Annotated in this window: 21 protein-coding genes; 18 read left to right on the top strand and 3 right to left on the bottom strand. The window is 71.5% G+C overall.

What is annotated here, in order from left to right:
* The first annotated feature begins 23 nt into the window (after window positions 1–23).
* The 5 genes from FDM97_RS26830 (at window position 24) to FDM97_RS26810 (ending at window position 4,963) form a co-directional block, all read left to right on the top strand.
* Window positions 24–497 carry a YraN family protein gene (locus FDM97_RS26830; RefSeq protein WP_137993101.1) on the top strand — a complete coding sequence of 158 codons (474 nt, stop codon included), beginning with the start codon at window positions 24–26 and terminating at the stop codon, window positions 495–497.
* Complete coding sequence (locus FDM97_RS26825; protein WP_137993100.1) at window positions 497–2,110, top strand: YifB family Mg chelatase-like AAA ATPase; 1,614 nt, start codon at window positions 497–499, stop codon at window positions 2,108–2,110. Before FDM97_RS26830 ends, FDM97_RS26825 begins: the two co-directional genes overlap by 1 nt.
* Window positions 2,107–3,276: a DNA-processing protein DprA gene (gene dprA / locus FDM97_RS26820; RefSeq protein ID WP_137993099.1), complete on the top strand. Its 1,170-nt coding sequence runs from the start codon at window positions 2,107–2,109 to the stop codon at window positions 3,274–3,276. The genes FDM97_RS26825 and dprA overlap by 4 nt, the downstream gene beginning before the upstream one ends.
* 239 nt (window positions 3,277–3,515) lie before the next feature.
* A complete protein-coding gene (gene whiG / locus FDM97_RS26815) occupies window positions 3,516–4,352 on the top strand; it encodes an RNA polymerase sigma factor WhiG (protein WP_137993098.1) in 837 nt (278 codons plus the stop codon).
* 53 nt (window positions 4,353–4,405) lie between these two features.
* Entirely contained in the window at window positions 4,406–4,963 is a 558-nt protein-coding gene (locus FDM97_RS26810; protein WP_137995046.1) for a TetR/AcrR family transcriptional regulator, read from the top strand.
* Window positions 4,964–5,034: 71 nt separating this feature from the next.
* Here FDM97_RS26810 and FDM97_RS26805 read toward each other — a convergent pair whose 3' ends face one another.
* Window positions 5,035–5,502 carry a M23 family metallopeptidase gene (locus tag FDM97_RS26805; protein ID WP_137993097.1) on the bottom strand — a complete coding sequence of 156 codons (468 nt, stop codon included), beginning with the start codon at window positions 5,500–5,502 and terminating at the stop codon, window positions 5,035–5,037.
* 254 nt (window positions 5,503–5,756) lie between these two features.
* On the opposite strand from FDM97_RS26805, the gene rpsB reads away from it, so the two are divergent.
* The 9 genes from rpsB to FDM97_RS26760 all read left to right on the top strand — a co-directional run bounded on the left by rpsB (window position 5,757) and on the right by FDM97_RS26760 (window position 15,497).
* On the top strand, window positions 5,757–6,641 hold the full coding sequence (gene rpsB, locus FDM97_RS26800) for a 30S ribosomal protein S2 (protein ID WP_137993096.1): 885 nt from the start codon (window positions 5,757–5,759) through the stop codon (window positions 6,639–6,641).
* Window positions 6,642–6,735: 94 nt separating this feature from the next.
* On the top strand, window positions 6,736–7,572 hold the full coding sequence (gene tsf / locus FDM97_RS26795) for a translation elongation factor Ts (RefSeq protein WP_137993095.1): 837 nt from the start codon (window positions 6,736–6,738) through the stop codon (window positions 7,570–7,572).
* A gap of 158 nt (window positions 7,573–7,730) precedes the next feature.
* Window positions 7,731–8,495 (top strand): UMP kinase, encoded by a 765-nt coding sequence (pyrH, locus tag FDM97_RS26790; RefSeq protein ID WP_137993094.1) that lies wholly within the window; start codon window positions 7,731–7,733, stop codon window positions 8,493–8,495.
* A 95-nt stretch (window positions 8,496–8,590) separates the two neighbouring features.
* On the top strand, window positions 8,591–9,148 hold the full coding sequence (gene frr, locus FDM97_RS26785; protein ID WP_137993093.1) for a ribosome recycling factor: 558 nt from the start codon (window positions 8,591–8,593) through the stop codon (window positions 9,146–9,148).
* The gene (locus FDM97_RS26780) at window positions 9,148–10,239 is read left to right on the top strand and encodes a phosphatidate cytidylyltransferase (RefSeq protein WP_137993092.1); all 1,092 of its coding nucleotides are present in this window, start codon (window positions 9,148–9,150) and stop codon (window positions 10,237–10,239) included. Before frr ends, FDM97_RS26780 begins: the two co-directional genes overlap by 1 nt.
* A 125-nt stretch (window positions 10,240–10,364) precedes the next feature.
* Window positions 10,365–11,471 carry a dual-specificity RNA methyltransferase RlmN gene (rlmN, locus tag FDM97_RS26775; protein WP_137993091.1) on the top strand — a complete coding sequence of 369 codons (1,107 nt, stop codon included), beginning with the start codon at window positions 10,365–10,367 and terminating at the stop codon, window positions 11,469–11,471.
* A 227-nt stretch (window positions 11,472–11,698) separates the two neighbouring features.
* Window positions 11,699–12,766, top strand: coding sequence for a thiamine ABC transporter substrate-binding protein (locus FDM97_RS26770; protein WP_137995045.1), 1,068 nt, complete (start codon window positions 11,699–11,701; stop codon window positions 12,764–12,766).
* Between the two features lie 38 nt (window positions 12,767–12,804).
* Window positions 12,805–14,418, top strand: a complete 1,614-nt coding sequence (locus FDM97_RS26765) for an ABC transporter permease (RefSeq protein WP_137993090.1) — start codon at window positions 12,805–12,807, stop codon at window positions 14,416–14,418.
* Window positions 14,419–14,441: 23 nt separating this feature from the next.
* Entirely contained in the window at window positions 14,442–15,497 is a 1,056-nt protein-coding gene (locus FDM97_RS26760) for an ABC transporter ATP-binding protein (RefSeq protein WP_137995044.1), read from the top strand.
* On the opposite strand, the gene FDM97_RS26755 is transcribed toward FDM97_RS26760, so the two are convergent.
* Together FDM97_RS26755 and FDM97_RS26750 are read right to left on the bottom strand one after the other, a co-directional pair.
* The gene (locus FDM97_RS26755; RefSeq protein WP_137993089.1) at window positions 15,494–16,474 is read right to left on the bottom strand and encodes a hypothetical protein; all 981 of its coding nucleotides are present in this window, start codon (window positions 16,472–16,474) and stop codon (window positions 15,494–15,496) included. The two genes, FDM97_RS26760 and FDM97_RS26755, sit on opposite strands and share 4 nt — an antisense overlap.
* A gap of 134 nt (window positions 16,475–16,608) precedes the next feature.
* A complete protein-coding gene (locus FDM97_RS26750; RefSeq protein ID WP_137993088.1) occupies window positions 16,609–17,586 on the bottom strand; it encodes a diguanylate cyclase family protein in 978 nt (325 codons plus the stop codon).
* Window positions 17,587–17,815: 229 nt separating this feature from the next.
* On the opposite strand from FDM97_RS26750, the gene FDM97_RS26745 reads away from it, so the two are divergent.
* Genes FDM97_RS26745 through FDM97_RS26730 form a run of 4 tightly spaced genes read left to right on the top strand, consistent with a single transcriptional unit; the run spans window position 17,816 to window position 24,035 of the window.
* Window positions 17,816–19,318, top strand: a complete 1,503-nt coding sequence (locus FDM97_RS26745; RefSeq protein ID WP_137993087.1) for an aldehyde dehydrogenase family protein — start codon at window positions 17,816–17,818, stop codon at window positions 19,316–19,318.
* Window positions 19,319–19,336: 18 nt separating this feature from the next.
* Window positions 19,337–20,902, top strand: coding sequence for a GMC family oxidoreductase (locus tag FDM97_RS26740; protein ID WP_137993086.1), 1,566 nt, complete (start codon window positions 19,337–19,339; stop codon window positions 20,900–20,902).
* Window positions 20,899–22,047, top strand: a complete 1,149-nt coding sequence (locus tag FDM97_RS26735) for a quaternary amine ABC transporter ATP-binding protein (RefSeq protein WP_137993085.1) — start codon at window positions 20,899–20,901, stop codon at window positions 22,045–22,047. The genes FDM97_RS26740 and FDM97_RS26735 overlap by 4 nt, the downstream gene beginning before the upstream one ends.
* Window positions 22,044–24,035, top strand: a complete 1,992-nt coding sequence (locus FDM97_RS26730; RefSeq protein ID WP_137993084.1) for an ABC transporter permease — start codon at window positions 22,044–22,046, stop codon at window positions 24,033–24,035. The genes FDM97_RS26735 and FDM97_RS26730 overlap by 4 nt, the downstream gene beginning before the upstream one ends.
* Window positions 24,036–24,084: the final 49 nt, after the last annotated feature.

Genomic DNA, 24,084 nt, shown 5'->3' with positions numbered 1-24,084 from the left:
TTCGGTACCGGAGGTGGTACCGAATGAACGCCACGAACACCACGACGGCAACCAACGCCACGAACACCACGACGGCAACCAACGCCACGAACACCACGACGGCAACCAACGCCACGAACGCGACGCACGGATCCCGCGCGACCCACGCACTCGGACGGTACGGGGAAGCACTGGCCGTCCGCCTGCTCACCGAAGCGGGCATGACCGTCCTCGCACGCAACTGGCGCTGCGGACGCACCGGAGAGATCGACATCGTCGCCCGCGACGGCGACACCGTCGTCATCTGCGAGGTGAAGACCCGCCGCGAGGGCGCCTTCGAACACCCCATGGCCGCCGTCACCCCCACCAAGACCGACCGGCTCAAACGACTCGCCGCCTGCTGGCTCGACCGCCACGGAGGACCACCACCCGACGGCGGCGTCCGCATCGACCTCGTCGGCATCGTCCTGCCCCGCCGCGGCGCACCCGTCGTCACCCACGCCCAAGGGGTGGCGTGATGGGATTCGCCCGCACCTGCTCCGTCGCCCTCGTCGGCGTCGAAGGCGTCGTCGTCGAAGTCCAGGCCGACCTCGAAGCCGGCGTAGCCGCCTTCACCCTCGTCGGCCTCCCCGACAAGAGCCTCACCGAAAGCCGCGACCGCGTCCGGGCCGCCATCGTCAACTCCGACGCCGAATGGCCCCAGAAGAAACTCACCGTCGGACTCAGCCCCGCCTCCGTCCCCAAGGGCGGATCCGGCTTCGACCTCGCCGTCGCCGCGGCCGTCCTCGGCGCCGCCGAGCGCATCGACCCCCGAGTCATCGCCGACCTCGTCCTCATCGGCGAACTCGGACTCGACGGCCGCGTCCGGCCCGTACGCGGCGTCCTGCCCGCCGTCCTCGCCGCCGCCGAAGCCGGCTACCGACAAGTCGTCGTCCCCGAACAGACCGCCGGCGAAGCCGCCCTCGTCCCCGGAATCTCCGTCCTCGGAGTCCGCAGCCTGCGCCAGCTCATCGCCGTCCTCTCCGACGAACCCGTCCCCCAGGAGGAACCCGCCGAAGAAGGCCGCCCCGACGCCATGCTCGCCGGACTCCTCGTCCCCGGCGCGGGCGTCGGCACCGGCCTCGCCGCCGACCCCCTCGACGGACCCGACCTCGCCGACGTCGCCGGACAGCACGGCGCCCGCCGAGCCCTGGAAGTCGCCGCCGCCGGCAGCCACCACCTGCTGCTCTCCGGACCACCCGGCGCCGGAAAGACCATGCTCGCCGAACGCCTCCCCGGCATCCTGCCCCCACTCACCCGCCAGGAGTCCCTCGAAGTCACCGCCGTCCACTCCGTCGCCGGCATCCTCCCGCCCGGCGAACCCCTCGTCCGCCGCGCCCCCTACTGCGCACCCCACCACTCCGCGACCATGCAGTCCCTCGTCGGCGGCGGCAACGGACTCCCACGCCCCGGCGCCGTCTCCCTCGCTCACCGCGGCGTGCTCTTTCTGGATGAAGCACCCGAATTCTCCGGAAAAGCACTCGACGCCCTGCGCCAGCCCCTCGAATCCGGACACGTCGTCGTCGCCCGCGCCGCCGGCGTCGTCCGGCTCCCCGCCCGCTTCCTGCTCGCCCTCGCCGCCAACCCCTGCCCCTGCGGACGGCACACCCTGCACGGCGCCGGATGCGAATGCCCCGCCTCCCTCATCCGCCGCTACCAGGCACGACTCTCCGGCCCCCTCCTGGACCGCATCGACCTGCGCGTCGAAGCCGAACCCGTCACCCGCTCCGACCTCCTCGGCCAAGGCGGCCGCGGCGAACCCACCGCCACCGTCGCCGACCGCGTCCGCGAAGCACGAGCCCGCGCCGCCGCCCGCCTCGCCGACACCCCCTGGAACGTCAACAGCGAAGTCCCCGGACACGAACTGCGCACCCGCTACCTCGTCGGCCCAGGAGCCCTCGCCGCCGCGGAACGCGACATCGAACGAGGACTCCTCACCGCCCGAGGCCTGGACCGCGTCCTGCGCGTCGCCTGGACCGTCGCCGACCTCGCGGGACACGACCGCCCCGACGCCCACGACGTCGACCTCGCCCTCGAACTGCGCACCGGCATCACCCGAGGCGTACCCGTCGGAGCAGGAGACTTCTCATGACCCCCGACGCGGAGCGCTTCGCCCGCGCCGCCCTCACCCGCATCGTCGAACCCGGCGACGAACACGCCGGCCGCTGGCTCCGCCACTACGGAGCCGTGGGCTTCCTCCAGCACCTCCGGGACCCCGCCGCAGCCGCCTCCCCGGCCACGGGCCCGTTCCCGGGCACCGGCGAGAAACGAATCGACGGATGGCGGCGGCGCGCCGCGGACACCGAACCCCGGCGAGACCTCGACGCCGTCGACAGACTCGGCGGCCGGTTCGTCGCACCCGGCGACACCGAATGGCCCCGACAGCTCGACGACCTCGGCGACGCCCGCCCCGTCGGACTCTGGATCCGCGGCCCCGCCGACCTGCGGAGCTGGGCCCTGCGCTCCGTCGCCGTCGTCGGCGCCCGCGCCTGCACCCCCTACGGCGCGCACATGGCCACCACCCTCGCCTCCGGGCTCGCCGAACGCGGCTGGGTCGTCGTCTCCGGCGCCGCCTTCGGCATCGACGGCGCCGCCCACCGAGGAGCCCTCGCCGCCCAGGGCGCCACCGCCGCCGTCCTCGCCTGCGGCGTCGACATCCCCTACCCCCGAGGCCACGCCGGACTCATCGGCCGCATCGCCGAACAAGGCCTCGTCATCGGCGAGTTGCCACCCGGAAGTCACCCCACACCCAGCAGATTCATCCTCCGCAACCGTGTCATCGCCGCACTCACCCGCGGCACCGTCGTCGTCGAGGCCGAATACCGCAGCGGCTCCCTCGTCACCGCCCGCAGCGCCGGCCGCCTCGGCCGCCACACCATGGGCGTCCCCGGCGCCGTCACCAGCGGCCTCTCCGCAGGCGTCCACGAGCTCCTGCGCGGCGACGCCACCCTGGTCACCGACGCCGCCGAAGTGATCGAACTCATCGGCGACATGGGTCAGCTCGCCCCCGCGCGCCGAGGACCGGTACTGCCCAGGGACCTCCTCGCCCCCGACACCGCCCGCGTCCTCGAAGCCCTCCCCGCCGGCCGCCCCACCCCGGTACCGGAGATCGCCGACCGGGCCGGGACCACCACCGATGACACCCTCGTCAGGCTGTACGAACTGCACTCCTTGGGGTTCGTCCAACGGCAAGGAGATGACTGGCAGTTGACGAACAGCCCTCCTGAAGAGGCGAACGCGCGGCGAGGCGGTACTTGACCTGGAGCATTCGGGTGAAAAGGTGATGTCGATGAACAAGCGAGTTCTCTCGGCCGCACCCGAGGGGCCGACACACGCCACCGTCCGGGTTCGAAGATGTGGCCGAGGACGTCCACCCCGTGCGGCGCGATCCGCAGAGGTTCGCACACCGCGACGGTCCAGTCACGCTACGCTCACCAGGATCCCCATCCGGCCATACACACCGACTCACCCCACAGCAGAACGGCTCAAGGCAACGCATGCCCCAGCACACCTCCGGGTCTGACCGCGCTGCGGTGCCCCCAGCAGCCCGGGGCACCGTGCGACCGCCCGCACCGACATCGCTCGACGAGCTGTGGCGGTCGTACAAGGACACGGGCGACGAGCGACTGCGCGAGCAGCTGATCCTGCACTACTCGCCGCTCGTGAAGTACGTCGCCGGCCGCGTCAGCGTGGGGCTGCCGTCCAATGTGGAACAGGCCGACTTCGTCTCCTCCGGAGTCTTCGGACTGATCGACGCCATCGAGAAGTTCGACGTCGAGCGGTCGATCAAGTTCGAGACGTACGCCATCACCCGCATCCGCGGCGCGATGATCGACGAACTGCGCGCCCTCGACTGGATTCCCCGCTCCGTACGCCAGAAGGCACGCAACGTCGAGCGCGCCTACGCCACCCTCGAAGCGCGGCTGCGACGCACCCCCTCCGAGAGCGAGGTCGCCGCCGAGATGGGCATCGCCCTCGAGGAACTGCACGCTGTTTTCAGCCAGTTGTCCCTGGCGAACGTCGTGGCGCTCGAAGAGCTGCTGCACGTGGGAGGTGAGGGCGGCGACCGGCTGTCCCTGATGGACACACTCGAGGACACCGCGGCCGACAACCCGGTCGAGGTCGCCGAGGACCGCGAGCTGCGAAGGCTGCTCGCCCGGGCCATCAACACACTCCCCGAGCGGGAGAAGACCGTCGTCACGCTCTACTACTACGAAGGCCTCACCCTGGCCGAGATCGGCCACGTCCTCGGTGTCACCGAGAGCCGGGTCAGCCAGATCCACACCAAGTCGGTCCTGCAGCTGCGCGCCAAGCTGGCCGATGTGGGACGCTGACGCCGCGGGGCCGGTCGTACAGTGGAGCCGTGCCCAGGATTCGAGCGGCCTCCGTGGCCGAGCACCGGACGATGCAGCGCGGCGCCCTGCTGGACGCCGCGCGATCCCTGCTGTCCGAAGGCGGTACGGAGGCGCTGACCTTCCCCGCCCTCGCCGAGCGCACGGGCCTGGCCCGTTCCTCGGTGTACGAGTACTTCCGCTCCCGCGCCGCCGTGGTCGAAGAGCTGTGCGCCGTCGACTTCCCCGTCTGGGCGGCCGAGGTCGAGGCCGCGATGGCCCAGGCCGACACGGCCGAGGGCAAGGTCGAGGCGTATGTGCGCAAGCAGCTCGAACTGGTGGGGGACCGACGCCACCGGGCGGTCGTCGCGATCTCCGCGAGCGAGCTCGACAACGGCGCCCGCGAGAAGATCCGCGCCGCCCACGGCGGCCTCGTCGCCATGATCGTCGAAGCCCTCGCCGACCTCGGCCAGGCCCAGCCCCGCCTCGGCGCGATGCTCCTCCAGGGCGTCGTGGACGCGGCCGTACGCCGCATCGAGCTGGGCGCCGCGGAAGAGCCGGACGACATCGCCGAGGCCGCGGTCTCCATGGCGCTCAGGGGCGTCGCGGGCTGAACCCAGGGGCCCCACCCCCCTCCCCCCCCGCCCCCTCCCTCCCCACCCCCGTCCTTCGGCTTCGGCTTCGGCTAGGGCACCCCCGTCACCGGGAGCAGCCTCGATGGCCCCTGTCGGAGCAGGAGCAGTGGATTCAGGTACGTGTCGCCTCGGCGCAGACCCCAGTGGAGGCAGGACCGCGGGCAGTGCGGGCTCGCGGTCGGTGGGGGAGTGAGCGTGGCGACCTGTTGGCCGCGGGTGACCTTGGTGCCGGCCGGGACCTGGGGGGTCACCGGTTCGTACGTGGTGCGCAGGGGTGGGGCCCCGGTGTCCGGCAGGGTGATCGTGAGGACTCCGCGGCCGGCCACCGAGCCCGCGAAGGTGACCACGCCGGTGGCCGCCGCGTGGACCGGGGCGCCCGGTGGGGCCGCCAGGTCGAGGCCGCGGTGGCCGGGGCCGTACGGTCCGGCGGGCGGTTCCCAGGTGCGGATGATCTCGGGGCGCGGCGGGCCCAGGGGCCACGCGAGGGCGAGGGTGAGCAGCAGTGTCGTGAAGTGCATGACGACACGGTCCCGTAGGCGTCCGGTTCGTGCGGATCATGGTCGATATCTGTGGAATACCGGCCGGTTGTGGACGGCGCCGTCACCCGGCACCCCCGGGGTCCCGTACACTTCCTATGGCGATCCGGGTCACCGGGTCGACTTCGCACGCCCCGCCACCACCCTCAAAAGTCGTGGCAGCGCCTTTTCGGTCCCTCGTGGCATGGCGCGTCGGGGCGTCAGGACATAACCGAGAAACTCAAGGAGATACGGCCATGGCCGTCGTCACGATGCGGGAGCTGCTGGAGAGCGGCGTCCACTTCGGTCACCAGACCCGTCGTTGGAACCCGAAGATGAAGCGCTTCATCTTCACGGAGCGCAACGGCATCTACATCATCGACCTGCTCCAGTCGCTGTCGTACATCGACCGCGCCTACGAGTTCGTCAAGGAGACCGTCGCCCACGGCGGCTCCATCATGTTCGTCGGTACGAAGAAGCAGGCCCAGGAGGCCATCGCCGAGCAGGCGACGCGTGTCGGCATGCCGTACGTCAACCAGCGTTGGCTCGGTGGCATGCTCACCAACTTCTCCACCGTCTACAAGCGTCTGCAGCGCCTCAAGGAGCTCGAGCAGATCGACTTCGAGGACGTGGCCGCCTCCGGCCTCACCAAGAAGGAGCTCCTGGTCCTCTCCCGCGAGAAGGCCAAGCTGGAGAAGACCCTCGGTGGTATCCGCGAGATGCAGAAGGTGCCGAGCGCCGTCTGGATCGTCGACACCAAGAAGGAGCACATCGCCGTCGGTGAGGCGCGCAAGCTCCACATCCCGGTCGTCGCGATCCTCGACACCAACTGCGACCCCGACGAGGTCGACTACAAGATCCCGGGCAACGACGACGCGATCCGCTCCGTCACCCTGCTCACCCGTGTGATCGCCGACGCCGTCGCCGAGGGCCTCATCGCCCGTTCCGGCGCCGCGACCGGCGACCAGAAGCCGGGCGAGAAGGCCGCGGGCGAGCCGCTCGCCGAGTGGGAGCGCGACCTGCTCGAGGGTGAGAAGAAGGCTGACGAGGCCGAGAAGCCGGCCGAGGCCGCTGCCGAGGCCGAGGCCCCGGCCGCTGAGGCTGCCGCCGAGGCTCCGGCCGCGGACGCCGAGCAGGCCTGATCTTCCGCACGTTCGGATGATGGCGGCGGGGGCTCACAAGGCCCCCGCCGTTCACCCGTAGATCTTTCAGACTTCGAGAGAGAAACTCAGACTCATGGCGAACTACACCGCCGCTGACGTCAAGAAGCTCCGTGAGCTCACCGGCGCCGGCATGATGGACTGCAAGAAGGCTCTGGACGAGGCCGACGGCAACGTCGACAAGGCCGTCGAGGCCCTGCGCATCAAGGGCCAGAAGGGCGTCGCCAAGCGCGAGGGCCGCTCTGCCGAGAACGGCGCCGTCGTCTCCCTCATCTCCGGCGACAACACCTCCGGTGTCCTCGTCGAGCTGAAGTGCGAGACGGACTTCGTCGCCAAGGGTGACAAGTTCCAGGCCGTCGCCACCGCGCTCGCCGCCCACGTCGCCGCCACCTCCCCGGCCGACCTCGAGGCCCTGCTCGCCTCCGAGATCGAGCCCGGCAAGACCGTGCAGGCGTACGTCGACGAGGCCAACGCCAACCTCGGCGAGAAGATCGTCCTGGACCGCTTCGCGCAGTACGCCGACGGCTACGTCTCCGCGTACATGCACCGCACCATGCCGGACCTGCCCCCGCAGATCGGTGTTCTCGTCGAGTTCGACAAGGAGAACGCCGAGGTCGCCAAGGGCATCGCGCAGCACATCGCCGCCTTCGCGCCGAAGTACCTCACCCGTGAGGACGTCCCGGCCGAGGTCGTCGAGTCCGAGCGTCGCATCGCCGAGGAGACCACCCGCGCCGAGGGCAAGCCCGAGGCCGCGATCGCGAAGATCGTCGAGGGTCGCGTCAACGGCTTCTTCAAGGACGCCACGCTGCTCGGCCAGCCGTACGCGCTGGACAACAAGAAGTCCGTCCAGAAGGTTCTGGACGAGGCCGGTGTCACCCTGAAGCGCTTCACGCGCATCAAGGTCGGCATCTGAGTCCGTACGCAACGGACACCGGACCCCGGTAGGGTCTGAAGCAGTTGTCCGCGTTCGCGTAGGACGACCGCAGATCTGACGAGGAGGCCATTGCCGTAGGGGAAACCGCAAGGACCCACCGGCAATGGCCTTCGTCGTATGTGCACGAGGAGATCTCCATGAATCAGGACGCCGCTCAGGGCGACGACATCCACGGCAATAAGGCCGGCCGCTTCATGCTGAAGCTGTCCGGTGAGGCATTCGCCGGCGGCGGCGGTCTCGGCGTCGACCCCGACGTCGTGCACAAGATCGCGCGCGAGATCGCGGCGGTCGTACGCGACGGAGCGGAGATCGCGGTCGTGATCGGCGGCGGCAACTTCTTCCGCGGCGCCGAGCTGCAGGTACGCGGCATGGACCGGGCGCGCTCCGACTACATGGGCATGCTCGGCACCGTCATGAACTGCCTCGCCCTCCAGGACTTCCTGGAGAAGGAGGGCATCGACTCCCGCGTCCAGACCGCCATCACCATGGGTCAGGTCGCGGAGCCGTACATCCCGCTGCGCGCCGTGCGCCACCTGGAGAAGGGCCGCGTGGTCATCTTCGGTGCCGGTATGGGCATGCCGTACTTCTCCACCGACACCACGGCCGCCCAGCGTGCCCTGGAGATCGACGCCGAGGCCCTGCTCATGGGCAAGAACGGCGTGGACGGGGTCTACGACTCCGACCCGAAGAGCAACCCCGACGCGGTGAAGTTCGACGCGCTCGAGTACGGCGAGGTGCTCTCCCGCGACCTCAAGGTCGCCGACGCCACCGCCATCACCCTGTGCCGTGACAACAACCTTCCGATCCTCGTCTTCGAACTGCTCGCCGAGGGCAATATCGCGCGCGCGGTGAAGGGTGAGAAGATCGGCACTCTCGTGAGCGACCAGGGCACCCGGGCCTGAGCCTGAAACCGGGGACCGCCCCGCGAGGGGATGGACAGAGCCCTGCCGGTCGTACACCGTGCAGGACAAGACGCGACGACACGCAGGAGCAAGTGGTGATCGAAGAGACCCTCCTCGAGGCCGAGGAGAAGATGGAGAAGGCCGTCGTGGTCGCCAAGGAGGACTTCGCCGCGATCCGCACCGGCCGTGCGCACCCGGCGATGTTCAACAAGATCGTGGCCGACTACTACGGTGCGATCACGCCGATCAATCAGCTGGCGTCGTTCTCGGTTCCCGAGCCGCGCATGGCCGTGGTGACCCCGTTCGACAAGAGCGCGCTGCGCAACATCGAGCAGGCGATCCGTGACTCGGACCTCGGCGTCAACCCGAGCAACGACGGCAACATCATCCGTGTGGTGTTCCCGGAGCTCACCGAGGAGCGCCGCCGCGAGTACATCAAGGTCGCCAAGAGCAAGGCCGAGGACTCGAAGATCTCGATCCGGTCCGTGCGCCGCAAGGCCAAGGAGACCATCGACAAGCTGGTCAAGGACGGCGAGGTCGGCGAGGACGAGGGCCGCCGCGGCGAGAAGGAGCTCGACGACACCACCGCGAAGTACGTCGCGCAGGTGGACGAGCTGCTCAAGCACAAGGAAGCCGAGCTGCTCGAGGTCTGATGAACGACTCTTCCTGGGGGGCCCCGGCCGGTTCCGGCTACTGGGGGCCCGACCAGGGGCCTGCCCCGGCGGGTCCCGCATACGATGGGCTACAGGCGGCGCAGACTCGGCCCATGCCCATCGTGCCCGACGTCCCCGCCGGCGATCATCAGGACGACCACGACCGGGGGGCCGCTCAGCAGAGCGGTCCCCTGTTCCGTGACGAGACGCCGAACGAGCACCCGCAGGAGCCCATGTCCAGCCCGTCCCAGCCCGCCCCGTCGGCTCCGCAGAAGAAGAGCGCGGGGCGCGACCTGGGCGCGGCCATAGGGGTTGGCGTCGGGCTGGGTGCCGTCATCATCGCGTCGCTGTTCATCTGGAAGGCCGCGTTCGTCGGCGTGATAGCGGTCGCCGTCGTGGTCGGTCTGTGGGAGCTCACCTCCCGTCTTCAGGAGCGCAAGGGCATCAAGGCGCCGCTCGTCCCGCTCGCGGTCGGCGGCGCGGCGATGGTCGTCGCCGGATATGTCCGGGGTGCCGAGGGGGCCTGGGTCGCCATGGCCCTGACCGCTCTCGCGGTGCTCGTGTGGCGTATGACGGAGCCTCCCGAGGGCTATCTGAAGGACGTCACGGCAGGCGTCTTCGCCGCGTTCTACGTGCCGTTCCTGGCGACGTTCGTGGCGCTGATGCTCACCGCCGACGACGGTCCGCAGCGGGTGCTCACGTTCCTGGTGCTGACCGTGGTCAGCGACACCGGCGCGTACGCGGTCGGCTGGCGTTTCGGGAAGCACAAGCTGGCGCCGCGGATCAGCCCCGGCAAGACCCGCGAGGGTCTGCTCGGTGCCGTCACCTTCGCGATGGCGGCGGGCGCGCTCTGCATGCAGTTCATGATCGACGACGGCACGTGGTGGCAGGGCCTGCTGCTCGGTCTCGCGGTGGCGGCGAGCGCGACGCTCGGCGACCTCGGCGAGTCGATGATCAAGCGTGACCTCGGTATCAAGGACATGGGCACGCTGCTCCCGGGCCACGGCGGCATCATGGACCGGCTGGACTCGCTCCTGCCGACCGCGCCGGTGGTCTGGCTGCTGTTCGTGATCTTCGTCGGTACGGCCTGACCTCGCTGTTCGAGGCCGTGTGAGGCTGCAAGGGCTCGTCGTCCCGCCCCCCTGGCCCCTTCGGGGCAGGGGGTATCCCCAGGGCGGCGAGCCCTTCCTCATCTCTCTGCGACACTGGTAGCACCATGCCCAAGCCCGGAGAACTCACTTTCGTCGCCCCCCGCGGAGCCAAGCAGCCGCCGCGGCACCTCGCCGACCTCACGCCCGCCGAGCGCAAGGAAGCCGTCGCCGCGATCGGCGAGAAGCCGTTCCGCGCCAAGCAGCTGTCCACGCACTACTTCGCGCGGTACGCCCACGACCCCGCCGAGTGGACCGACATCCCCGCCGCCTCGCGAGAGAAGCTGCAGGGGGAGCTGCTGCCCGATCTGATGTCCGTGGTCCGGCACATCTCGTGCGACGACGACACCACCCGTAAGACGCTGTGGAAGCTGCATGACGGCACGCTCGTCGAGTCCGTGCTGATGCGGTACCCGGACCGGGTCACCATGTGCATCTCCTCGCAGGCGGGCTGCGGAATGAACTGCCCGTTCTGCGCCACCGGCCAGGCCGGGCTCGACCGGAACCTGTCGACCGCCGAGATCGTGCACCAGATCGTCGACGGCATGCGCGCGCTGCGCGACGGCGAGGTCCCGGGAGGGCCGGCGCGGCTCAGCAACATCGTGTTCATGGGCATGGGTGAGCCGCTCGCCAACTACAAGCGGGTCGTCGGCGCGATCCGGCGGCTGACGGATCCCGAGCCGGACGGGCTCGGGCTCTCCCAGCGCGGGATCACCGTCTCCACCGTCGGTCTCGTGCCCGCGATGCTGCGCTTTGCCGACGAGGGCTTCAAGTGCCGTCTCGCCGTCTCCCTGCACGCGCCCGACGACGAGCTGCGCGACACGCTCGTGCCCGTCAACACGCGCTGGAAGGTCCGTGAGGTCCTCGACGCGGCCTGGGAGTACGCCGAGAAGTCCGGGCGCCGGATCTCCATCGAGTACGCCCTCATCCGGGACATCAACGACCAGGCCTGGCGGGGCGACCTCCTCGGGCGGCTCCTCAAGGGCAAGCGGGTGCACGTCAACCTGATCCCGCTGAACCCCACGCCCGGCTCCAAGTGGACCGCCTCCCGTCCCGAGGACGAGAAGGCGTTCGTCGAGGCCATCGCCTCCCACGGCGTCCCGGTGACCGTCCGCGACACCCGCGGTCAGGAGATCGACGGCGCCTGTGGACAGCTGGCGGCGTCGGAACGCTGACCTTGTAGTCTGAGCTCGAACATATGCATATTCCGACAGGGGAGCGCCACAGCGCTGAGAGTGCGGCACCGTCAGGCCGCAGACCCTCTGAACCTCGCCCAGGTCATTCTGGGTAGGAAGTTCGGTCGTTACTCGAGCTGTAGCGCCCTGCCCGCGGCCGTGGCCGCGGGCAGGGCCGCGTCTCTTCCTGGACATACCCAGGAGGAATTCCAGTGAGCACCAAGAAGATGGGCGCAGCGGCGATCGTCGCCGCGCTGGGGGTCACCACCCTCGCCGCCTGTGGCGGATCCGGGGAGAAGGCGGCCGACGGCCCGGCCCCCAAGACCGTCACCCTCGTCAGCCACGACTCCTTCGCCGCCTCCAAGGAGGTCCTGGCGGAGTTCACCCGGCAGACCGGCTTCACCGTCAAGGTGCTGAAGAGCGGCGACGCCGGCGAGGCCGTCAACAAGGAGATCCTCACCAAGGGCTCCCCGCAGGGCGACGTCTTCTTCGGCGTCGACAACACCCTGCTCTCCCGCGCGCTCGACAACGGGATCTTCGTCCCGTACGAGGCGAAGGGCACGGACCGGATCCCGGCCGCGGTCCAGAGCGACCAGGAGCACCGGGTCACCCCGATCGACACCGGCGACATCTGCGTCAACTACGACAAGAAGTACTTCGCCGACAAGAAGCTCAGCCCGCCGCAGACCTTCGACGACCTGGCCAAGCCCGAGTACAAGAACCTGCTCGTCGTCGAGAACCCCGAGCGCTCCTCCCCGGGCCTCGGCTTCCTGCTCGGCACCGCCGCCCAGTACGGGGACGAGGGCTGGCAGGACTACTGGAAGAAGCTCAAGGCCAACGGCGTGAAGACCGTCGACAGCTGGGAGCTCGCCTACAACCAGGAGTTCTCCGGCTCCGCCGGCGGCAAGAAGGCCAAGGGGGACCGGCCGCTGGTCGTCTCGTACGCCTCCAGCCCGCCGGTCGAGGTGCTCTACTCCGAGCCGCAGCCGACCGTCGCGCCCACCGGCGTCTCCACCGGCACCTGCTTCCGGCAGACCGAGTACGCGGGCCTGCTGAACGGGGCGAAGAACCCCGAGGGCGGCAAGAAGCTGATCGACTTCCTGATCTCCAAGAAGTTCCAGGACGACATGCCGCTGCAGATGTTCGTCAACCCGGTGGCCACCGACGCCACCCTCCCGGAGCTCTTCACGAAGCACGGGGTCGTGATCGACAAGCCGCGGACCATGGCTCCCGAGAAGATCGCCGAGAAGCGTGACCAGTGGATCCAGCAGTGGTCGTCGCTCGTTCTGAAGTAGTTCCCGACCGCAGGGGAAGCGCGGCGCGGCTCGGCCTGATGGTCGTGCCCGTCGCCTTCTTCGCGCTGTTCTTCGCCTGGCCCGTCGCCTCGATCGTCGAGCGCGGGCTCAGGGTCGACGGGGCGTGGCAGTTCGGCCGGTTCGGCGAGACGCTCAGCCGGCCGGAGATCCTCGACGTCCTCTGGTTCACGCTGTGGCAGGCGCTCGCCTCCACCGCGCTGACCCTGGTGATCGCGCTGCCCGGGGCGTACGTCTTCGCGCGCTTCGACTTCCCCGGCAAGGGGCTGCTGCGCGCGGTCGTCACCGTCCCCTTCGTGATGCCGACCGTCATGGTCGGCACGGCGTTCCTGGCGCTCGTCGGGCGCGGCGGGCTCCTCGACGAGCTGTGGGGCGTCCGCCTCGACACCACCGTCTGGGCGATCCTCCTCGCCCATGTGTTCTTCAATTACGCCGTCGTCGTACGGACCGTCGGCGGCCTGTGGGCGCAGCTCGACCCGCGCCAGGAGGAGGCCGCCCGGGTCCTGGGCGCCTCCCGGTGGACCGCCTGGCGGACCGTGACCCTGCCCGCGCTCGGCCCGTCGGTCGCCGCGGCCGCGCTGATGGTGTTCCTCTTCACCGCCGGATCCTTCGCCGTCGTCCAGATCCTCGGCGGACCGGCGTACTCCACCCTGGAGACGGAGATCTACCGGCAGACGGTCGACCGCTTCGACCTGACGACGGCCGCCGTGCTCACGATGGTCCAGTTCGTGGCCGTCGGCGCGGTCCTCGCCGTGCACGCCCGGACCGTGCGCCGGCGGGAGACGGCGCTCAAGCTCGTCGCGCCCGAACAGACCTCGCGCCGCCCCAGGGGCGCCGGGCAGTGGGTGCTCTTCGGGGGCGTCCTCGTCTCCATCGTGCTGCTGCTCGTGCTGCCGCTCGGTGTGCTCGTCGAGCGGTCCTTCGACACCCCCGAGGGGTACGGGCTCGACTACTACCGGGCCCTGCAGTCGGTGGACCCCTCCGGCACCTTCCTCGTGCCCATGGCGGACACGATCCGGAACTCGCTCCAGTACGCGCTGGTCGCCACCGCCATCGCCCTCGTCATCGGCGGCCTCGCGGCGGCGGCCCTCACCCGGCGGGCCGGGCGGCTCGTGCGCGGCTTCGACGCGCTGCTGATGCTGCCGCTCGGGGTCTCCGCCGTCACCGTCGGCTTCGGCTTCCTCATCACCCTGGACGAGCCGCCGCTCGACCTGCGGGCGAGCTGGATCCTCGTGCCGCTCGCGCAGGCGCTGGTCGGCGTCCCCTTCGTCGTACGGACGATGCTGCCCGTGCTGCGGGCGGTCGACGAGCGGCTGCGGGAGGCCGCGGCCGTGCTCGGCGCTTCGCCGCTGCGGGCCTGGCGCGAGGTCGACCTGCCACTGGTGCGGCGGGCGCTGCTCATCGCGGCCGGGTTCGCCTTCGCCGTGTCGCTGGGCGAGTTCGGCGCTACCGTCTTCATCGCCCGGCCCGACCACCCGACGCTGCCGGTCGCCGTCGCCCGCCTCCTCGGCCGGCCCGGCGAGCTCAACTACGGCCAGGCCATGGCCCTTTCGACGATTCTGATGGTGGTGTGCGCGGTGGCTCTGCTGCTGCTCGAACGGCTCCGCACCGACCGGACCTCCGGGGAGTTCTGATGTCGATGCCCATGTCGATGCCGATGCTGACGATCGAGGACGCGACCGTACGGTTCGGGGAGCGGGCCGTGCTGGACTCGGTGGACCTGGAGGTCGCCGAGCACGAGATCGTGTGCGTGCTCGGGCCGAGCGGCAGTGGAAAGTCCACGCTGCTGCGGGCCGTCGCCGGACTGCAGAGGCTGGACGGCGGCCGGGTGCTGCTCGGCGGCGCCGACCAGGCCGGGGTGCCGGTGCACCGGCGCGGGGTGGGCCTGATGTTCCAGGACCACCAGCTCTTCCCGCAGCGGGACGTGGGCGGCAACGTCGCCTTCGGGCTGCGCATGCGTCCCCTCGGCCCTGGCGGGCCCGGGGAGGCCCCATGGCGCGCCAAGGGCGAACGAGAAGAGCGGGTACGGGAGTTGCTGGAGCTCGTCGGACTGCCGGGGGCCGGGCGGCGGGCCGTCGCCTCGCTCTCCGGCGGTGAGCAGCAGCGCGTGGCCCTCGCCCGCGCGCTCGCCCCGCGGCCCCGGCTGCTGATGCTGGACGAGCCGCTCGGACAGCTCGACCGCGGACTGCGGGAGCGGCTCGTGGTCGAACTGCGCCGGCTCTTCGGACAGTTGGGCACGACCGTGCTCGCCGTCACCCACGACCAGGGGGAGGCGTTCGCGCTCGCCGACCGGGTCGTGGTGATGCGGGACGGCAAGATCGCCCAGTCCGGGACACCGCTGGAGGTCTGGCAGCGGCCGGTCTCCGAGTTCGTGGCCCGCTTCCTCGGCTTCGACAACGTGGTGGCGGGGACCGTCAGTGGCGGCGCCGCGGACACGGCGTGGGGCAAGATCCCGGTGCCGGACGGCTCCCCCCAGGGCGAGGCGAAGCTCCTCGTACGCCCGGGCGGCGTGCGCCTCGGAGCCCCGGCGGACGGCCTGGCCTGCACGGTCGAGGCCCGCACCTTCCGCGGCACCCACGTCGCCGTCCTCCTCCGCCCGGTCGAGGGCCCCGCCCTGGAGGCGGAGTGCCCGCTGAGGGGCGCGCCGGAGGAAGGCGCGGAGGTCGGGGTGACGTTCGAGGCCGAGGAGGTCGTGGTGCTGGCGGGGGACTAGAGGCCCCCTCGGCACCGGACGCACACCTTGCGGGTCGCCCGCTGGTAGGAGCGGGTCGCCCGGCCCAGTGCGAGTCCGTAGAGGGAGAAACCGCCGTAGGCGACCACCACCACCCAGGGTGCGTGGTCGCCCATGCCGAGATCGATCACGCCCGTCCACGCCAGGACGCCCATCACCGCAAGGAACACGCCGAACGGGACGAGCGCCCCCGCGCCCGCCCACCCCAGGGCCAGCAGCGGCATACGGGGGAGCCGGCGGCCCCAGGGGCGGGTCAGGGCGAGGGCCAGGACCATGCCGATCACGGCGAGCACGGCGGTGACGTCGACGCCGTGGTCGTACAGCCACAGCCCCAGATCGCTGGTGTACCGGGGATCGGCGCCGGGACGGCCCTCACCGGTGAAGCCGGGCGTCAGGCCCAGGGCCCAGGCCGTCTTCAGCGCCGCGTACGGAACGAGGGCCGCGACCGCGACGAGGCCCGCCCGGGTGTCCGGGGGCAGGTCGGACGGCGTGCCGGAGCGCCCGCCGCAGTGCGGGCACGTGCCGAGCGTCCGACGGCGGTACGCGAGGAGGGCACAGCCCCACAGCACCGCGCCGAGCACCGCCACGCCCTGGTTCGCCCAGGACGCCCAGTCGATCGGGGGCTGGTTCCGCGACAGGAAGAACAGCAGGTGGGTCGGGCTGAGGAGGAAGGTGAAGCCCGAGGTCAGACAGAGGACGACGACCGCCCAGGCGGCCCGGTGCGGCCACCTGCGGCCGGGGCGGCGCAGCATCGCGTACGCGAGGAGGGCGGCGGCCCCGTACAGTCCCGCCGCCGTCGCCTCCGCGGCCGTGCCCGTCCCCCTGCCGAGCAGCGCGTAGCCGAACGCGGGCCCGGCGAGCGCCGCGGCCGCCGCGCCCGTGGCGTACAGCACGGACCAGACGAGCGCGGCGCGCCCCGCCCAGGCCGGCCAGGTGGAGAGAGAAGTCTTCAGGGTCATGGGACGAGCGTCCCGGCCGCAGGCGGGCGGGTCGTCACCCGGCCGGCGGGACACCCTCCGCCGCGCGGCCGAGTGCGGGTGGTACGCGAGGCGTACGGGCGGCCGTGGCCGCGCGCGGAGGCCGGGGGCCCGGCCTAGCGCAGGGCCGGGGAGCCGGTCTGCGGGGCGGGCGCCGCCGCGTCCCCGTGGCCCGTCTCGCCCTCGGGCGCGGACTCGGTCTCCGGCCCGCCCGCCCCCTCCGCCCCGTGGCCCTCCGGCGCGCCGAACCAGGCCACCGCCACCGCGCCGGCGACCGCCAGGACGAAGCCGGTCACCGCGAGCCAGGCGAAGCCCGGGCGGGAGGCGTCGCCCAGCCACCACACCCCGATCATGCCGGGGAGCACGGTCTCGCCGACCACGAGCGCCGCCGTCGCGCCGTTCACCGAGCCGATCTGGAGCGCGACGGTGTGCAGGTACATCCCGCCGGTCCCGGCGACGAGGATCGCGTACAGCGCCGGGTCCGTGAGGAGTGTGCCGAGGTCGAACGGGTCGATGCCGTCGAGGATCCGGACGCCGACCCCGAGCGCGCCGAAGCCGAGCCCCGAGAGCAGACCGGCCAGGATCGCCGCGCGGGCGCCAAGGAGCCGTACGACGACGGTGCCGCCCACCATCAGGAGCAGGGAGATCGCCAGCAGCCACCAGTGCGTGGAGACCGGGGTGTGCCCGCTGCCCTCGGGGCCCGCCGCGCTCGCCAGGAGCACCAGGGCCGAGCAGACGACGCCGATCGAGGTCCACTCCGCGCGGGTGAGCCGGATGCCGAGCAGCCGGACGCTGAGGACCGCGGTGATGACCAGATTCGCGCTGATCACCGTCTGGGAGAGGAACAGCGGCAGCATGCGTGCCGCGAGCGCGCCGAGGCCGAAGCCGACGAAGTCCAGGACCGTGCCGACGATGAATTCCCAGGTCATCGCCGCCTTCGCGGTCGACGACAGGCTAGGCCCGCCATGGTCGGTGACCTGTCCGGCCGCGGCCGCCTCCCTGCGGGCGGACTTGCGGGAGCCGACGGCCTGGAGGACCGAGCCCGTGCCGTAACAGACCGAGGCGGCGACCGCGGTCAGCAGTCCTATGAGCACCGAGTGGCTCCGTTCGAAGAGGGGGGAGAGCAGAGGCGGGTCCGGTTCGTCCCGCCGCCCTGGCAGACGTGGGATCGGGGACCGGCGTTGCCTCGGGCGTGGGGGCACTCGGGGGAGCGGGGAGTGAGGAACGCCACTTTCGCGCATGTTTTCGACACCTGGGGGCAGGGGCCCGGGCCGCCGGTCACCACCGGTATGGACCACCCAGGGAATGAAGGCAAGAAGCGACGTGTCAGAACAACACACCATCCATGTGGGCGGGTTGTGGCGCCCCGCCGCCGCCGGTGCCACGCGCGCCGTCCTCGACCCCGCCGACGCCACCACCCTCGCGATCGTCGCGGAGGGCGGGGTCGAGGACACCGACGCCGCGATCGCCGCCGCCGTCGAGGCGTTCGGCAACGGCCGGGGCGAGTGGCCGACGACGCCCGTCGCGGAGCGGGCGGCACTGCTGCGCCGCGTCGCGGACCTGTTGCAGCGCGATCGTGAGGCGATCGGGCTGCTGGAGAGCCGCGACGCGGGCAAGACCCTGGAAGAGGGGCGCGTCGACGTCGACTGCGTCACCGACGCCTTCCGCTACTTCGCCGACCTCGTCGTGAACGAGAGCGGCGGCCGGGTCGTCGACGCCGGGACCCCGGACGTCCACAGCGTGGTCGTCCACGAGCCCGTCGGGGTCTGCGCCCTGATCACCCCCTGGAACTACCCCCTGCTCCAGGCCAGCTGGAAGATCGCCCCGGCGCTCGCCGCGGGCAACACCTTCGTCCTCAAGCCGAGCGAGATCACCCCGCTCACCACCGTCGCCCTCATCAGGCTGCTCGTGGAAGCCGGACTCCCCGCCGGGGTCGCCAACCTCGTCACCGGCGCCGGAGACCCCGTCGGCGCCCGCATGTCCGAGCACCCGGACGTCGACCTCGTGTCGTTCACCGGCGGACTCGCCAGCGGTACGAAGGTGATGCGCGCCGCCGCCGACTCCGTCAAGAAGGTCGCCCTCGAACTGGGCGGCAAGAACCCCAACGTGGTCTTCGCCGACGCCTGCGCCACCGAAGAGGGCTTCGACACCGCCGTCGACCAGGCACTCAACGCCGCGTTCATCCACAGCGGCCAGGTCTGCTCGGCCGGCTCCCGGCTCATCGTCGAGGAGTCGCTGCGCGAGCGGTTCGTCGCCGAACTCGCCCGCCGCGCCGAGAAGATCCGCATCGGCCGGGGCACCGACAAGGGTGTCGAATGCGGTCCCCTCGTCTCGGCGCGGCAGCGCGAGAGGACCGAGGAGTACGTCGCCTCCGCCCTCGCCGAGGGCGCCGTACTGCGCGCGGGCGGCGAACGCCCCCGCGGCGAGGCGTACGGCGACGGCTACTTCTACCGCCCGACCGTCCTGGACCGCTGCCACCGCTCCATGCGGGTCGTGCGCGAAGAGGTCTTCGGCCCGGTCCTCACCGTCGAGACGTTCCGTACGGAGGAGGAGGCCGTCGCCCTCGCCAACGACACGGAGTACGGGCTGGCCGGCGCCGTCTGGACCGCCGACGCCGGACGGGCGCGCCGGGTGGCGGGGCGGCTGCGCCACGGCACCGTCTGGATCAACGACTTCCACCCCTACCTCCCGCAGGCGGAGTGGGGCGGGTTCGGCAAGAGCGGCATCGGCCGCGAGCTGGGCCCGGCGGGACTCGCCGAGTACCGCGAGTCCAAGCACGTCTACCAGAACCTCGCCCCGCGCCCCGTGCGCTGGTTCGCGGGCTGACCTGGGGGAGAGAGAAACATGGGCAACACCCTGAACACGAAGAACACCACGCACTCCACGGACACCGACACGTACGACTACGTCGTCGTCGGCGGCGGCACCGCCGGTTCCGTCATCGCCCACCGCCTCACCGCCGACCCCGGCGTCACCGTCGCCGTCATCGAGGGCGGCCCGTCCGACGTCGACCGGCCCGAGGTGCTGACCCTGCGCCGCTGGCTCGGCCTCCTCGGCGGCGAGCTCGACTACGACTACCCCACCACCGCGCAGCCGCGCGGCAACTCCCACATCCGGCACAGCCGCGCGCGCGTGCTCGGCGGCTGCTCGTCGCACAACACGCTCATCGCGTTCAAGCCGCTGCCGTCCGACTGGGACGAGTGGGCGGACGCCGGGGCCGACGGCTGGGGCGCGGCCGCCATGGACCCGTACTACGACAAGCTCCTCAACAACATCGTCCCCGTCGACGAGAAGGACCGGAACGCGATCGCCCGCGACTTCGTCGACGCCGCGCGGACGGCGCTCGGCGTGCCGCGCGTCGAGGGCTTCAACAAGAAGCCGTTCCACGAGGGCGCCGGCTTCTTCGACCTCGCGTACCACCCGGAGGACAACAAGCGCTCCTCCGCCTCCGTCGCGTACCTCCACCCCGTCATGGACGAGCGCGCCAACCTCCACCTGATGCTGGAGACCTGGGCGTACCGGCTGGAGTTCGAAGGCGCCCGGGCGCGCGGCGTCCATGTCCGCACCAAGGACGGCACGGAGCGGCTCGTCCAGGCGCGGCGCGAAGTCATCGTCTGCGCGGGCGCCGTGGACACCCCGCGGCTGCTGCTGCACTCCGGCGTCGGACCGAAGCGGGACCTGGAGGCCCTCGGCATCCCCGTCGTCCACGACCTGCCGGGTGTCGGCGAGAACCTCCTCGACCACCCCGAGTCGGTCATCGTCTGGGAGACGAACGGACCCATCCCCGAGAACTCGGCCATGGACAGCGACGCCGGGCTCTTCGTCCGCCGCGACCCCGAATTCCAGGGCCCGGACCTGATGTTCCACTTCTACCAGATCCCGTTCACCGACAACCCGGAGCGGATCGGCTACGAACGCCCCGCCCACGGCGTGTCGATGACGCCGAACATCCCCAAGCCGCGCAGCCGCGGCCGCCTCTACCTGACGAGCGCCGACCCCGAGGTGAAGCCCGCGCTGGACTTCCGCTACTTCACCGACGAGGACGACTACGACGGCCGCACCCTCGTCGACGGCATCCGCATCGCCCGCGAGATCGCCAAGACCGAGCCGCTCGCCGGCTGGCTGAAGCGCGAGGTCTGCCCCGGGCCCGAGGTGACCGGCGACGAGGAACTCAGCGCGTACGCCCGCCAGGTCGCCCACACCGTCTACCACCCCGCCGGCACCTGCCGCATGGGTGAGGCGGAGGACGAAGGCGCCGTGGTCTCCCCGGACCTGCGGGTGCGGGGCCTCGACGGCATCCGGATCGCCGACGCGTCCGTGTTCCCCACCATGCCCGCCGTGAACCCGATGGTCATGGTGCTGATGGTCGGCGAGAAATGCGCCGACCTCCTGGAGGTGCCGACCCGATGAACCCCGAACCGACGAACCCCGAGCCGACGAACGCCGAGCCGACGAACGCCGAGCCGACGAACGCCGAGCCGACGAACGCCGAGCCGACGAATCCGAACGAGCAGTCGCAGCCGCCCGTGTTCTCCGTACGCGGCCTGTGGAAGGTCTTCGGACCGAAGGCCGAGCGGATCCCCGGCTCCGAGCACGCCGGACTCTCCCCCGCCGAACTACGCGAGCGCACCGGCTGCACCGCCGCCGTCCGCGACGTCTCCTTCGACGTGCGCAAGGGCGAGGTATTCGTCGTCATGGGCCTGTCCGGCTCCGGCAAGTCCACCCTCGTACGCTGCCTGACCCGGCTCATCGAGCCGACCTCCGGCGTCGTCGAGATCGATGGCGAGGACGTCCTGTCCATGGACAGGACGCGGCTGCGCGAACTGCGCCGCCACCGCGCCTCCATGGTGTTCCAGCACTTCGGTCTGCTCCCGCACCGCTCCGTCCTCGACAACGTCGCCTACGGCCTGGAGATCCAGGGCATGGGCCGCGCCGAGCGGCGCGCGAGGGCCGCCGAGGTCGTCGCCAAGGTGGGCCTGGAAGGCCTGGAGGAGCGCAGGCCCGGTCAGCTCTCCGGCGGTCAGCAGCAGCGCGTCGGACTGGCGCGCGCCCTCGCCGTCGACCCCGAAGTGCTGCTGTTCGACGAGCCGTTCAGCGCGCTCGACCCGCTGATCCGGCGCGACATGCAGGACGAGGTCGTCCGGCTGCACCGCGAGGAGGGCCGCACGATGGTCTTCATCACCCACGACCTGAGCGAGGCCCTGCGCCTCGGGGACCGGATCGCGCTCATGCGGGACGGGAAGATCGTGCAGCTCGGCACCCCCGAGGAGATCGTCGGCTCGCCCGCCGACGACTACGTACGGGACTTCGTCCGCGACGTGCCGCGCGAGCAGGTCATGTCCGTCCGGAGCGCCATGCGCGCCGGTGACTGCGGCGGCCCGGACCACCCCGGCGCCCTCGCCCCCGACACGGTCGTCGTCTCCGCCATCGAGACCGTCGTCCGCAGTGGCCGGGCGGCCTGCGTCGTCGAGGACGGGCGCTGCCTCGGCGTCGTCGACCACGAGGGGCTGCTGTCCGTCGTCGCGGGCGTCACCGCCGGGAAGGCGGCGGCATGACAGCGGCCGTCACCACCCCCGTACAGAAGGCGGCCGACGCCGCACCGGTCCATCCGGAGCGGCGACTGCTGCAGCACCGCGTCGGCCGCCGGCTCCTGCCGCTCGCCGCCGCCGCGGTGGTGCTCGTGCCGCTGGGGCTGCTCCTCGCGGGCACCGGCGGCTGGCCCGCCGCGCTCACGGTCGACGTCTCCGCCCCGCTCGACGACGCCAACCAGTGGGTCATCGACAACCGCGACACGCACCCCCTCTTCCTCTACTTCCTCCTCCACCTCTCCAACACCGCCACGGACGCGGTCGACGCCGTCTTCCGGCTGCTGAGCGGCATGGGCTGGCTCGGTGTCCTCGCCGCCGTGGGTGTCCTCGGCTCGCGGGCCGCCGGCCTCGGGCGGCGCGGTCTGAAGATCGCGGCGACCGCGCTGGCCGCCTTCGGCGTCTGCGGGCTCCTCGGCATGTGGGACGCGACGCTGCTCACCCTCGCGCTGATGATCGTCTCCGTGACCTGCGCCGCGCTGCTCGGCGTGCTGATCGGCCTCGCCGCCGGTCTGTCCGACCGGGTCGACCGGGCGCTGCGACCGGTGCTCGACACGATGCAGGTGCTGCCCGCGTTCGCGTACCTGCTGCCCTTCGTACTGATCTTCGGCACCGGTACGCCCGCCGCGCTGTTCTGCACGGTGATCTACGCCGCCCCGCCGATGGCCCGGCTCACGGCGCTCGGCCTGCGCGGCGCCGACCCCGCCGTACTGGAGGCGTCCACGTCGCTCGGCGCGAACGCCGGCCAGCGGCTGCTGACCGCCCGGCTGCCGCTCGCCCGCAAGCAGATGCTCCTCGGCCTCAACCAGACGATCATGATGGCCCTGTCGATGGTCGTCATCGCCGCGCTCGTCGGCGCCGGCGGCCTCGGCGAGGAGGTCTACTCGGCGCTCTCCACCGTCGACGTCGGCAAGGCCCTGGCCGCCGGCATCCCCATCGTGCTGCTCGCGGTCTGGCTGGACCGTACGACCGCGGCGGTCGGCGACCGCATCGGCCGCAGCGCCACCGGCGGCGGCCCGCTGCACGGACGCGTCGGCTGGGCGGTCGCGCTCGGCGCCGTCGGCGCCGTCGTCCTGGCGGGCACGGCGCTCGGCAGGAGCTGGCCGGCGGACTGGACCGTCGATTTCTCCACCCCCGTCAACCAGGCGCAGGACTGGGTCACCACGCACCTGACCTCCGGGGTGCCGGTCCTCGGCGGCACGGACGTCTGGTCCGAGAACTTCACGCTGTGGATCCTCAACCCGCTGCGCGACGGACTGCTGTGGCTGCCCTGGTGGTCCCTGCTGCTGGTGGTCGCGCTCCTGGCCCGGCTGGTCGGCGGCTGGATCACGGCGCTGACCGCGACGGCCGCCATGGCGGCGATCGGCGTCCTCGGCGTCTGGGAGAAGTCCCTGGACACCCTCTCCCAGGTGATCGCGGCCCTCGTCCTCACGCTCTTCGCCGGCGTGCTCGCGGGTGTGCTGTGCGGCCGGGCCGGGCGTCTCGAACGCCTGCTGCGGCCCGTCCTGGACGCGATGCAGACGATGCCGCAGTTCGTGTACCTCATCCCGGTGGTCGCGCTCTTCGGCGTGACCCGCGCCTCGGCGATCATCGCGGCCGTCGTGTACGCACTGCCGGCCGTCGTCCGCATCACCACCCAGGGGATGCGCGAGGTCGAACCGGCGGCGATGGAGGCCGCCCGCTCGCTCGGCGCCTCGACCCGCCAGCAGATCCTCCAGGTCCAGCTGCCGCTTGCCCGGCCCGCGCTCCAGCTCGCCGTCAACCAGGGCGTCGTGCTTGTCCTCGCCGTGGTCGTCGTCGGCGGCCTCGTCGGCGGCGGCGCGCTCGGTTACGACGTCGTCAAGGGCCTCTCCCGCGGCGAGATGGGCCTCGGCATGACGGCCGGTGTCGCGATCGTGTGCCTCGGCCTCGTCCTGGACCGGATCACGCAGCCGGCGCGGCGCAAGCCCACCCCCTGACCGCCCGCCACCCCCTCTTCTTCCCCCTCAGACACAGGAGCACCACCAC

Origin of the sequence: Streptomyces vilmorinianum, assembly GCF_005517195.1 — a bacterium.
Classification (GTDB): domain Bacteria; phylum Actinomycetota; class Actinomycetes; order Streptomycetales; family Streptomycetaceae; genus Streptomyces; species Streptomyces vilmorinianum.
Note: the sequence above shows the minus strand (reverse complement) of the source record. Positions and strands in the feature narration are given on the sequence as shown.